General features: G+C 36.5%; 9 protein-coding genes. 6 read left to right on the top strand and 3 right to left on the bottom strand.

Features of this window, described 5'->3' with window-relative positions; genetic code table 11:
* Positions 1-80: 80 nt before the first annotated feature.
* The gene (locus V7137_RS16020; protein ID WP_335699009.1) at positions 81-1,607 is read right to left on the bottom strand and encodes a diguanylate cyclase domain-containing protein; all 1,527 of its coding nucleotides are present in this window, start codon (positions 1,605-1,607) and stop codon (positions 81-83) included.
* Between the two features lie 380 nt (positions 1,608-1,987).
* Here V7137_RS16020 and V7137_RS16015 point away from each other — a divergent pair, with 380 nt between their 5' ends.
* Positions 1,988-3,397: an MFS transporter gene (locus V7137_RS16015; RefSeq protein WP_335699008.1), complete on the top strand. Its 1,410-nt coding sequence runs from the start codon at positions 1,988-1,990 to the stop codon at positions 3,395-3,397.
* Positions 3,398-3,656: 259 nt separating this feature from the next.
* Positions 3,657-5,036 carry an MFS transporter gene (locus V7137_RS16010; RefSeq protein WP_335699007.1) on the top strand — a complete coding sequence of 460 codons (1,380 nt, stop codon included), beginning with the start codon at positions 3,657-3,659 and terminating at the stop codon, positions 5,034-5,036.
* Between the two features lie 68 nt (positions 5,037-5,104).
* On the opposite strand, the gene V7137_RS16005 is transcribed toward V7137_RS16010, so the two are convergent.
* Positions 5,105-6,298, bottom strand: a complete 1,194-nt coding sequence (locus V7137_RS16005) for an ROK family transcriptional regulator (RefSeq protein ID WP_335699006.1) — start codon at positions 6,296-6,298, stop codon at positions 5,105-5,107.
* A 272-nt stretch (positions 6,299-6,570) separates the two neighbouring features.
* Here V7137_RS16005 and uxaC point away from each other — a divergent pair, with 272 nt between their 5' ends.
* A complete protein-coding gene (uxaC, locus tag V7137_RS16000; protein WP_335699005.1) occupies positions 6,571-7,974 on the top strand; it encodes a glucuronate isomerase in 1,404 nt (467 codons plus the stop codon).
* A gap of 219 nt (positions 7,975-8,193) precedes the next feature.
* A complete protein-coding gene (gene gndA / locus V7137_RS15995; RefSeq protein WP_335699004.1) occupies positions 8,194-9,606 on the top strand; it encodes an NADP-dependent phosphogluconate dehydrogenase in 1,413 nt (470 codons plus the stop codon).
* 235 nt (positions 9,607-9,841) lie between these two features.
* On the opposite strand, the gene V7137_RS15990 is transcribed toward gndA, so the two are convergent.
* A complete protein-coding gene (locus tag V7137_RS15990; RefSeq protein ID WP_335699003.1) occupies positions 9,842-11,098 on the bottom strand; it encodes a helix-turn-helix domain-containing protein in 1,257 nt (418 codons plus the stop codon).
* Positions 11,099-11,287: 189 nt separating this feature from the next.
* On the opposite strand from V7137_RS15990, the gene V7137_RS15985 reads away from it, so the two are divergent.
* Positions 11,288-12,175 carry a sugar phosphate isomerase/epimerase family protein gene (locus tag V7137_RS15985; protein ID WP_335699002.1) on the top strand — a complete coding sequence of 296 codons (888 nt, stop codon included), beginning with the start codon at positions 11,288-11,290 and terminating at the stop codon, positions 12,173-12,175.
* Between the two features lie 2 nt (positions 12,176-12,177).
* Positions 12,178-13,338 carry a Gfo/Idh/MocA family protein gene (locus V7137_RS15980; protein WP_335699001.1) on the top strand — a complete coding sequence of 387 codons (1,161 nt, stop codon included), beginning with the start codon at positions 12,178-12,180 and terminating at the stop codon, positions 13,336-13,338.
* The last annotated feature ends 56 nt before the right edge of the window (positions 13,339-13,394 follow it).

Genomic DNA, 13,394 nt, shown 5'->3' with positions numbered 1-13,394 from the left:
CCGCGAACCGCACGCGCCTAGAGCGGAAATCAACAGGCAAGTTTAACTGAGCTTAATAATAAAAAGGAAGGCTTGTTTTTTCACAAACCTCCCATGCTTAATTGAGTAGTGGAAATAGTATTTCTCCCTTTTGTTTTCGATACATACAAAGCTTCATCCGCCATTTGAATTAATTCTTGCGGCATGACAGAACCGGATGGAACAAGGGAGGCAACTCCAATACTTAGTGTAATCATATCAGCAATATCAGAACTTATATGCGGGATTTCTAATAACCGAATGGTGTCTTGTAATTGTTTAGCGATTTCCATTCCTTTCTCTATCCCAGTAGAAGGGGAGATAAGGGCAAACTCTTCTCCGCCATAACGACAAAAAGTATGATCAGAATTAACTGCTACCTGATTGTTAATAGCCTGAGCAATCGATTGTAAACAAAAATCACCGGTTAAATGTCCATAAGTATCATTATATTTTTTAAAGTAATCAATATCGAACATAATTAAAGTGAGGGGTGAATGGGTAGTAGAAGCATTCGACCATTCTTTCATTAAAACTTCATCAAAATATCTTCTATTGTTGATCCCGGTTAGACCATCCATGTAGGAAAGACGATTTAGTAGTTCATTTGCCTCTTGTAACTTTTGTTCTGTAAGTTTTCGGTCCGTTATATTTCTTGATACAATAATGACTTTTCTGCTGCCATCCTCTTCAAAATGAACACTCTTAAGAGCAGATTCGATCCAAACATAGTCCCCCATTTTAGTACGGTACCGGTAGGTAGAATTAGCAGCACCTTTTTCAAGTGCTTTCTCAAACATTTCTATTGTGTGGTGAATATCATCAGGGTGAATAAACAAATCCATTTTTTTATCCAGAAGTTCGGGATACTCATAATGAATAATTTCTTTCACTGCAGGTGAAATATATTTATATTCTGCATGTTCATTGTGCATGGTTATCATATCACTTGAGTATTCGGCAATCAGTCGAAACCGCTCTTCTGTTTCTTTTAATTTCAATAAACTATGTTTTAACTGATTTTGTGCTTCGTAAGAATTTACCACAAAAACAAAGAAATGATAGGCTAAAAAACCACCAATGAAAGAAATGATATAATGCATGGTTAATACATTTTTAAGAGTATCATTATTATCAATTCGGATAATGAAAATGATTGAAACAAAAACCAAACTGATTAAATTCATGAGGAAAGCTTTAAGGGTTCTAGAGGTGTTAATCTTTGAAATACCCCCACATAGTAGTCCTGTGAGAAGTGCTCCGATTGCTCCTAGTACAGCTGATTCATTTATGCCAAACAGAATGATCCTTCCAGCGGCAATTAGGATTGCCGATAATAATGCTGGAATAAATCCACCAAAAGTAGCCGCAATAACAATGGCCAAATGGCGTAAATCTGCAATCGTGCTTGAATTTATTTGAATACTAAACGCCATTAATATATTTCCCAAAACTCCAAAACACAGACCCCAATAGAGTTTAGTAGATCGGGTAGAGGTAGTGTGTATGGGCATGTCTTTGAATAACACCCCCATAATTGAAAAAGAAGCAATTAATATTGCTGCATTTGAGACAAAATCTTTTAACATAAATACTCTCCTGGTATATATAGTGAATAAGGTTTGCAGTGCTATTGTAGAATATTATTGAATGCATTCTTCCAATTATACTATGAATTAGATAATTATGACAAAGGCAGAGCATGAAAAAAGGGCACTTAAAATTTCGAATTTTTTCAAATCAAACGCTTACAAAAATCTATTGACTGAATAAAAAGTCGGTGATAAGATACAACTATACTAATTAGTTAGTTCATTAAACTAATTAAAGAAAAATAAATGCAATAATATTTTTTTGGAATTCTTTGAAAAGGGTTTCAAAGAATTAAAGATTCAAAAAGTTTTAAATAAAGAAATGTTTTGTTTTTTGGGTTCAAGTACAAATTAAAAGGAAATCGGAGGGGTAAAAAATGAGTCAAACTGCATTAAAATCAGCTGTAGAACAAACATCTGGAAATGGATTTAGAAAGTTTGGAATGAGAGATAAGCTAGGATATATGTTTGGTGATTGGGGAAATGACTTCTTCTTTATTCTAGTAGCCTCGTTCTTAATGGTTTACTATACAGATGTTTTTCACATTAGTGCAGCAACCGTGGGTGGATTATTCTTAATCGCTCGATTATGGGATGCTGTAGCGGATGTTACTTGGGGACGTTTCATTGATACGAGGAATCCAGGAAAAAATGGGAAATTCAGACCATGGATTTTCAGAATGTCATTTCCGCTTGTTATCTCAGGTGTGTTGATGTTTGTCCATATCCCAGGTATGTCAAACGGGTTTTACCTAGCATGGGCTTTTGTCACATACATTTTGTGGGGAACACTATATAGCACAGTAAATATTCCTTACGGATCAATGGCTTCAGTAATTACAGGTGATCCTGTTGAACGTACTACTTTATCCACATATAGGACTTTGGGTGGAAACTTAGCTGGATTAATCATTAATGTAATTGGTCCATTAATTTTGTTTGTTGACAATAAGGCTGATTCAAACCATTTCTTATTTGGAGCACTTATTTTCGGTCTTTTATCACTTTCTTGCTACATGGCATGTTACAAATTAACGACTGAACGTATTGGTACCGATGAAACCAATAAGCAAAAAATTAACCTTGGTCAAACCATTAAAGGTCTTGGAAAAAATAAACCATTAATTTGGATTCTTATTGCATCACTTACGTTTATGATATGTTTTATGATGATTGGTGCAGTCAACGTGTATTTGTTTAAAGATTATTTTGGTAATGCAAAAGCATTAAGTATGGTTGGACTTTTACAAACCGCTGCAGTATTAATTGCGATGCCAATGGTTAGGCCGTTAGTAGCCAAGTTTGGGAAAAAGGAAGTAGCTGCCGCAGGTTTATTACTTTCCGCAGTTGTGTATGCGCTTTTATACTTGTTGCCAAGCCTTAATTCGACACAATTTATTAGTATTCTAGCTGTCGCTATGTTTGGATATGGCTTCTTCAATCTAGTAGTTTGGGCATTCGTAACAGATGTAATTGATTATCACGAGTATGTAACAGGTTTACGAGAAGATGGAACCGTTTACTCTATCTATTCCTTTGCACGTAAAGTAGGTCAGGCGATTGCGGGTGGTGTTGGTGGTTTTGCGATTGCTTCAGTAGGATATGATGCAACTCGTCCAACACAAACACAAGAGGCATTACAAGGGATTCATACATTAGGAACTCTAGTACCTGCGATCATCCTTGCTGTAATTTTCTTAATTCTAGTATTCTTATATCCATTAAATAAAAAGCGTACCCTTCAACTAACAATTGATATAGCAGAGAAAAGAAAAGGGCAAAATTAATTAACACGTAAAATTGATATTTAAACGGAAAGAAGGTAGCTAGTTCATCTAGCTATCTTTTTTTATGATAAACGCTTACAAAAAGTGATTGACGAAATATGTCGATGGGTGTATTCTAATTACGCAAATAGTTTGTTAGTTTATTAAACTAATTAAATAAAAGGTTTTTATAGCAACAACCATTCAAAACATAATTTCTTTGTAGTTTTGAAAAAGGTTACAGGGTAACAAGCTTATTAACATGAAAGAGTGGGAGACAATGGAGAATAATGGCCAAAAGAAATTAACCTTAAAAGAAAAATTATCTTATGGTTTAGGCGATGTTGGAAACGGTTTTATGTTCGATATGGGGCAAATTTATTTACTGAAGTTCTATACTGATGTTTTAGGAATTTCAGCATATTGGGGCGGCTTAGTATTTTTAATTTCGAAAATTTTTGATGCATTTGCGGATTCAGCTGTTGGTGCATTTATCGATAAGCGAAAGGTAGGTAAACGAGGCAAATTCCGTCCATTCATCTTATTTGGATCGATTCCGCTCGCGATTATGACAGTCATTTCATTTATGGCACCTGACTTTTCAGAGACAGGAAAAATTGTATTCGCTTTTATAACCTATATGGCCTTTGGACTGGCTTATTCCATTGTTAATATTCCATACGGTTCACTCGCAGCCTCGATGACTCAAGATTCGGTGGATCGTGCATCTCTTGGATCCTTCCGAGCGATCGGCAGCCAATTTGCCTTACTTATTTCTGGGATGGTTGTCATTCCAATTGTACTGTATTTTCCAAACGAAAAATTAGGATATACGGTGGGAATCGCTTCGATGGCGTTCGTCGGAGTTATCTTCCATTATCTTTGCTACCGTAATACAACTGAAAATGTAATTAGGGCTCCTAAAACAGAAAAAGAAAAGGTTCCGATGTCAAAACTGTTTAAATTATTGCTAAGTAACAGACCGCTAATTGCTCTTTGCTTCGTTTGTTTGTTTATGGTTGCTGCGACTAATCTACGTACAGCCGTTCAGCTTTATTACTTACAGTATAATTTAAATAATACAGGTCTTATGTCATTGCTTTCTTTTACTAGCATTGGAATCGCTGTCATTGGGTCATTTTTTATTCCAGCGCTTGTAAAACGACTAGGAAAAAAGAATACCTTCATTATGGGTCTTTTTATTGGAATCGCCGCGGATGTTGCGAACTTTCTTTTACCAGCAAATGTCCCGACCTTCCTTATATTACTTGCAATGGGAAGTCTAGGTCTTAGCTTTGCATTAGGATTACCGTGGGTAATGGTTGCTGATGCAGTGGACTATCATGAATGGAAAACAGGACAACGGACAGAAGGAATTGTCTACTCAAGTTACAGTTTCTTCCGTAAACTTGCACAGGCACTTGCTGGTTTTATTCCAGGTATTGCTCTTGGGCTAATTGGCTACGTTCCTAATGTAGAGCAGACTGCTGGCACCCTCCTTGGAATAAAAGGGTTAATGTTCCTCGTTCCTGCAGGACTAAACTTGAGTGCTGCGATCATCTTGATATTACTGTATAATTTATCGGAAGAATTATATAAGAATATTGTTGATGAACTTAAAAAGAAGCAAAAGGGTAATGCTCCTTTAAAAAGTGCATAATGAACAACAAAAACCCCTTTTTTAGCAACGGCTAGAAGGGGTTTTGGTGAAAGAAGGGGTGTTCATTACTAAATGAGTACGCTTCCAACTTGATTAGTATTTTTATCGTAGGGTAAATTTAACATTGGGACATCGAGAAATTGTTTGATAGCCAGAGCACATGCACCTAGCACACATGATTTTTTTCCGATAGTAGAAATCATTAATTCACGGTAATGACTGATGGAAGAATTCAGATTTTCACTAATTTTATTGAGTGAATTCGGAAAGATTCGCAACAGTTCACTATCAAGGACGAGAACGTCTGGGTTGTACATGTTAATCATATTATTCAGCCCAATCGCCAGATAGAAAAGAAATTGTTCCATCAATTCATAGACTTCCTCATCACCTTCATTAAGCCAGTTTTGAATATGTTCGTAAGTCAGATTCGATATTTGTCGTGTTTCAGCTAGATGTTCAAAAATGCTCGATTCCGAAGCATATTTTTCCCAGCAACCCTTATTCCCGCAATTACATGGTTTACCTTCTGGGACAACAATCATATGACCTATTTCACCAGCGTATCCATCATGTCCTCGAAAAAACTCATTGTTCATCATCATACCAAGGCCGATCCCCGAATAAAGGGTTGCACATAACAAGTTGTCAGTTTCATGGTGCGCATAGACCCTTTCGGCAAAAGAGCTTAGGTTTGCATTGTTTTCAAGGTATATAGGCGTATCAATTTCCACTTCTAAATCACTCTTGAGATTAATATCATGCCATTGAAAACGTGGAACATAGTGGATTACTTCGTCTTTTGTGACAAGACCATGGATTGCGATAACAATTCCGACAATACCATAGCGGCTAGTAGTAAACTCTGCTTTTAACTTATTAATTTGTTGAATAAGAAGATGTCGAATCTCCGTATAATCTGTAGTTTTTAGTTGGATAATATTTGATGAAACAGGACAACCAAGCAGGTCCGATAAGGTAAAAGTTATTTGACCATAATCAAGGTCAATACCAAGTGCGTAGCCAGCTTGTCCGTTTAATGAGAGCATAATCGGCTTTCTTCCAACTGAATAATGCTCGAGCTGGGTCTCAATAATGAGTCCTTCTTCCAATAAGTCAGCAACTTGTGCTGAAATAGTTGCTCTTGTCAAATTTGTGGATTTGGATAGATCTGCTCTCGAAATCATACCTTCTTTCACAATTTCTCTAATGATCAAAGAGCGATTAATTTTCTTTATATATGCCGCATCACCGGTAACCATGTATATCCTCCATTTCGGGATTCCTTTGTATAATCTTATTATATCAGTTCTTCCATTAAAAGGCCGTTATTATTCTAGTAATTCCTAAATAGTTAATTGACTAAACATATCAAACATGATAAATTAGTTATGTAATTAATTTGTTTAATAAACAAATTAAAGGAAGGTTATCTAATTGAATGCTTGTTTAGACCGATTTTATTTAGTTTTCTGTAAGGGTTTCCAGAAGGTACAACGACTGTATGAATAATCAGTTAAAGGAGAGAGATATGATGAAAAGCTTTATGGATCAGTACTTTTTATTAAATACAGACACTGCAATAAAACTATATGAAAAGGCTGCTGCGGAGTCGCCGATTTTTGACTTCCACTGTCATTTAAATCCACAAGAAGTATGGGAAAATAAGTCATATGAAAATATTACTCAGATTTGGCTTGGGGGTGACCATTACAAGTGGAGGACAATGCGCATGCATGGGATTAGCGAGCGATATATTACAGGTGATGCTGATGATTGGGAAAAATTTGCCGCTTATGCAGAAACAGTTCCTTATTTAATCGGAAACCCTGTATATCACTGGACACACTTAGAATTAAAAATGTTCTTCGGGATTGATAAATTATTAAGTCCAGAAACAGCTCGTGAAATTTGGGAAGAATGTAATAAAAAATTACAGTTGCCTGAATTCAGTGCAAGGGGCTTAATTGAAAGGTCAAATGTGAAGTTTATTGGAACAACAGATGATCCAATTTCCACACTTGAATACCATCAATTATTGAGAAATGATGAATCCTTTAAAACGATGATTGCTCCAACCTTCCGTCCGGATGGTGCGATGTTTATTGAACGTCCAACATTTACAAAATGGATTGAACAATTAGCGGATGTTTCAGGCATTAAAACAGATTCCTTAGATGGGTTTTTAGCCGCAATAAAACAACGAATTGACTATTTCCACGAAAATGGGGGACGTGCTTCTGACCATGATATTCAAAAAATGGAATATGTGGAAACAACCAAACAAGAGGTTGAAGCAATTTTTAATAAACGTTTGAACGGAGAACAACTTACCAATGATGAATTGGTGGCTTATCGAATTTTCCTGCTTAAAGAACTTGGTAAGATGTATGCTGAAAAACAATGGGTCATGCAGCTCCATATGGGAGCAATGAGAAACAACAACACAAGGATGAAAGAACTACTTGGAACGGATGCAGGCTTTGATTCTGTAGGAGAAGCTAATATGACTGAAGGCTTATCCCGATTCCTTGATTCCTTAGATCAAGAAAATGCACTGCCAAGAACGGTATTATTTAACTTGAACGAAAAAGATAATGTTACATTAGCTGGAATGATGGGGAACTTCTATGAAGAAGGTGTACCTGGTAAGGTTCAATTCGGTTCAGGATGGTGGTTTGTTGATCATATCGATGGAATGGAAAAGCAAATGAAGGATTTTGCAAATGTTGGCATACTTAGCCATTTTATCGGCATGTTGACAGATTCACGCAGCTTCTTATCATATGCACGTCACGATTACTTCCGTCGAATTCTATGTAACATCCTTGGCGATTGGGTTGAAAAAGGTTTGGCACCGAATGACATGAAGCAAATGGAGCAAATGGTACGTAATATCTGCTTTAATAATGCGGAACGTTTTTTCTTAGAGCGATAATTAATTCTTTAAAAAATCAACTTTGATTAAGAGCAGAAAAAATGCGTACTTATACACATTAAATATAATACTAACAGTGGATGGTAAAACAATTGATGTGTATAATTAGTGTCGAGCTGGAATGAAATCCCTGATTTAATTACAAGAAAAAGCACTTTTATTGTATTAATGAAAGAATTATGGTTATCTAAATAGTATTAATTATGAAAGAGGGATAGTATGTCTAAACAACAAATTGGTGTAATTGGTTTAGCCGTTATGGGTAAAAATCTTGCCCTAAATATCGAGAGCCGCGGTTATTCTGTCGCTGTTTTTAATCGTTCATATGACAAAACAGAAGCGTTTTTAAAAATTGAAGCAGAAGGTAAAAATTTTGTTGGTGCCCATACCGTTGAGGAATTTGTAAATTCCTTAGAAAAGCCACGAAAAATTTTATTAATGGTTAAAGCGGGAACAGCAACGGATGCTACAATTGACTCCTTGAAACCATTTCTTGAAGAAGGCGATATCCTAATTGATGGTGGGAATACATTCTTCCAAGATACAATCAGACGTAATAAGGAACTAGAGACAGCAGGATTCCATTTCATCGGAACTGGCGTTTCAGGTGGAGAAGAAGGCGCATTAAAAGGTCCTTCTATCATGCCAGGCGGTAAAGAAGAAGCTTATAACCTTGTTAAACCAATCTTAGAAGCCATTTCAGCAAAAGTAGAGGGCGATCCTTGCTGTACGTATATTGGTCCAAATGGTGCCGGTCACTATGTGAAAATGGTTCATAACGGAATTGAATATGGAGATATGCAGTTAATCTGTGAAGCTTATTTTATTTTGAAAAATGTCCTTGGTTTAGATGCAAAAGAGCTTCATGAGGTCTTTGCTGAATGGAATAAAGGCGAATTAGACAGCTATTTAATTGAAATTACGGCTGATATCTTTACAAAAGTGGATGAAGAAACTGGTAAACCAATGGTTGACTTAATCCTCGATACAGCTGGTCAAAAGGGTACTGGTAAATGGACAAGCCAAAATGCTTTAGACTTAGGTGTTCCACTTCCAATTATCACTGAATCTGTATTTGCCCGCTTTATTTCAGCAATGAAGGATGAGCGTGTTAAGGCAAGTCAGGTTCTTAATGGACCAGAAGTTAAGGGCTTTGAAGGCAATAAAGAAGAATTAATCGAAGCAGTTCGTAAAGCGTTATATATGAGTAAAATTGTTTCTTATGCACAAGGTTTTGCACAAATGCGTGCTGCATCAGAAGAATACGATTGGAATCTTCGTTTCGGAGATATCGCAATGATTTTCCGCGGCGGCTGTATCATTCGTGCGCAATTCTTACAAAAAATAAAAGATGCGTATGATCGCGATCCTGAATTAAGAAACTTATTACTAGACCCATACTTTAAAGATATCGTTGAGAACTATCAGCAGCCCTTACGTCAAGTCCTTGCTGTGGCAATTGAGCGTGGAATCCCTGTTCCATCCTTTGCAAGCGCAATTGCTTATTATGACAGCTACCGTACAGAAACGCTTCCAGCGAACCTATTACAAGCACAACGTGACTATTTTGGTGCACATACGTACCAACGTATTGATAAAGAAGGTATTTTCCATACAAACTGGATGGAATAACAACAGCAAGTTACCAAAATTAATACATGGCCAAAAGGGCTGTCTCAAAAGTGAATTCACTCTTGGGACAGCCCTTTTTTTTGAACTCAGATAATTGTCCAGCTACAGCGCCCAGTGTACTTCGCCCTTTTCCCTACGATAAGTCAATATCGGATCGGTAACGCTCTCCGTGTTTCCTTTATCTCAGTCAAAGTGCTCCAGTCCATACACCGCTAATCGGGCTCTTCCGTTTTTCTTAGTGCCTGACACCATCGAATCCTTTTCGGTATTCAGATGGAGTGATTCCATTCGTTTTCTTAAATACCTTTGTAAAGTAGTTGACGTCGTTAAAGCCTACTAATGAAGCAATATCTGTGATGGACAGGCTTTCATTCTCCATAATTTTTATGGCTTCATTAATCCTGAGTTTATTGATGTACTCTGTTATCGATTTACCCGTCTCTTTTTTAAATTGCCTAGAGAGTTCGTAACTACTAGATTGGATGGCAGTGGATATGGTATCTAGTCTTAAATCTTGATCTAGATTTAATCGAATATACTCGATTGCTTTTCGAATTAAACGATTGAAATTTTTTAGGGAGAGCTTTTTTACAGCATCACAATATTCATAGTACATTTTCATTTGAAGGTCTGAGAGCTGCTGAATGGAAGACGTCTTTTCTATTTGGATAGCAAATTTTTCTGAAATACTGTCGATATATACAGGATGAAGACCGCCTCTTTCAGCTGAGATTCTTAACACTGTATTGTTTACGAAAGCTAAATTCTTCCTGGAACGTAAAGGGTCATTCGGAATGCGATCAGGGATTTTCTCAAAGAGAAACATATCCTCGTTTAATACTTTATCTAACTTTGCTCGATTTCCACTCTCTACAGCTGACATGAGTTCATTTTGAGTACGATATCTTTCTTCGATAGCAGCAATAGATGGCCTAGATTTTATTTTAACTGCATCGGAAATCATAGGATATTCAGTGTGCAACGAATAATTAATTTTACCTATCGATATCTTTCGGGCGGAAGAATCATTCCGGTTAAAATTTGAGGAAAGATAAGCAAGAAATTCAGCAATTGTTTGTGCTTTGTAGGTACTTATTAAAGGAAGAGATAAATAAAACTGTTCCATTATATGGCTAAGTGAAATGGAGAATTTATTAGTAAAGAGTATGTCATGAATTAATAGGGAAGTAGGTTCCTCGAACAAAAAGGGTCCTACCAAAATACTCCCTATATAGTCCTCCTGGCTATAAAGTTTTGCAGAGATAAAATTAATCTTGTATGAACTCGAATGGAATAGAACATCTGGTGTAGACGGTAAATCATGTAGATTCAAGAAGATATGAAAATTTCCAAAGTATTCTTCTAGAGGTTCGGGCACTTGATTGTGCCCGAACTCACTTATTATCTGTGATTTGTGATCGATAAAAATGGTATCTATATGGGAAAAACTAAAAGCAAAATTGCATAATTTTTCAAGTTCCTGATGAGGCATGCTAACACTTCCTGATTGTCTTTATTATATTCACTTTTTTTATAAACATTTTACTACTATTCGCAAAATATTACGAGACCAAAAAAACGTTTTCATTTATGATTAAAGCATAAATCATCTAATCCTGATTTGTAGATGATAGCAAAAGGTCTGTTGACAACCTATAGAAAAAAGGAGGAACAGTCTAAAGTGAATAATGATTTATTGATTTCGGGGTTTTCAGACGAAATTTCATCTAATTTTGATACCCAGCTTGAGGTTGTCTCAAATTTAGGTATGAAATATATTTCATTACGCGGTATTGATGGGAAAAATATAGGTGACTTTACTGTCGAGGAAATTAAAGAAAATGTTCAACCAAGGCTTCAAAAGGCTGGAATAGGTGTTTCTTCTATCGGCTCACCAATTGGTAAAGTCTTCATCAATGATGAAGACGGCTTTGCAGAGCAAAAGCTAATATTGGACACGCTTTGCCAAATTGCTAACTTTTTAGATTGTAAATATATTCGTATATTCAGTTTTTACATTCCAAAGGGTGAAGACCCAGACCAATATAAAGATGAAGTGATTAACAAACTAAAAGAGTTTGCGTCAATTGCGGAAAAATACAATGTTATCTTATTACATGAAAATGAAAAGGACATCTATGGAGATATTGCAAGACGATGTCATGAGATTTTAATAGAGGTTGGCTCTGCGCACTTTAAGGGGATTTTTGATTTTGCTAACTTTGTTCAGTGTGGTGAGGACACCCAGGAGTGTTTCAATCTTCTTAAGGATGAGATTGTTTATATACACATAAAGGATGCTGTAACATCAGATAGTCAAAACGTTGTCTGTGGAACTGGTGAAGGTAAAATACCTGAATTATTAGCTCTGTTTATTAAGAGCGGCTACAAAGGCTTTTTAACTCTTGAACCACATCTCGTCCTCTTTGATTCTCTAAAGGATTTAGAGCTTGAGGATGCGACCGAGATTATTAAGGACAACAAAGGGCTGGATGGTGCCGGCGGCTATAAGCTTCAATATGAAGCACTTTTAGAAATTCTTAATAAAATTGAAAGCGAGGAGAAGTAAAAATGAAACAGGTAAGATTAGGTATTGTTGGTCTTGGAGCACAAGGTGGAACATACGCTGGATTTATTTCAGAAGGAAAAGTTAAAAACATGGTGATTGGAGCAATTTGTGACAATGACCCAGATAAAAAGGCAGTAGCAGCAGAAAAATATCCTAACGTTCCTTTTTATGACAACTATACTAAAATGCTTGAAAGCGGTGACGTGGATGCAGTCGTGACATGTGTACCGCATTACCTACACCCAGAGATGGGAATCGAAGCTTTGAGCAAAAACATCCATGCATTAGTTGAAAAACCAGCAGGTGTTTATACAAAACAAGTAAAAGAACTAAACGAATTTGCGGCAACAAAGCCAGACTTAACCTATGCGATTATGTTTAACCAAAGAACAAACCCACTTTATCAAAAACTGAAAGAACTAATTGATAGTGAAGAAATTGGTAGTATCCGCCGTACAAACTGGATGATCACTACATGGTGGAGACCACAAGGTTATTACAACCAAAGCGAATGGAGAGCAACATGGGGAGGCGAAGGCGGCGGTGTCCTTGTTAACCAAGCACCACACCAAATCGATTTACTTCAATGGATTTGCGGAATGCCAAAAAAGGTTTCTTCAACTGTTAAATATGGCTACCAACGTGATATCGCTGTAGAAGATGAAGTAACAGCTGTATTTGAATATGAAAACGGTGCAACAGGTGTATTTGTTACTTGTACACATGATGTTCTTGGAACAGACCGTTTTGAAATTTTAGGTGACAATGGAAAAATCGTTGTTGATGACAGCAAAAAAATTACCATCAAAAAACTTCACAAGCCTGAACCAGAAATGAATGCGACAATGAACATGCAAGATGTCATGAGTATTTTCATGGGTGGAGACACTTCAGATATTTATAGCACAGAAGAGATCGTATTCGAAAGTGTATGGGGTGGTCAACATATTGCTGTCTTGGAGAATTTTGCTGCAAATATCTTAGATGGTACACCATTAGTCGCACTTGGAAGCGATGGTATCAATGGAGTTGCCTTGGCAAACGCTATCCACTTATCAAGCTGGTTAGGTAAAGAAGTTGAGCTTCCATTTGACGAAGAATTATTCTTAGCAGAATTAAACAAAAAGATCGAAGAAGAAGGTAAGTATCCTGTAAGAAAATAATCAACACCATTTAAAGAGATAAATCAATCAAACGAACTCATAGCGGTTTAGCAATG

Origin of the sequence: Neobacillus drentensis (genome assembly GCF_036962765.1) — a bacterium.
In the GTDB taxonomy this organism is placed as follows: Bacteria; Bacillota; Bacilli; order Bacillales; family Cytobacillaceae; genus Neobacillus; species Neobacillus drentensis_C.
Note: the sequence above shows the minus strand (reverse complement) of the source record. Positions and strands in the feature narration are given on the sequence as shown.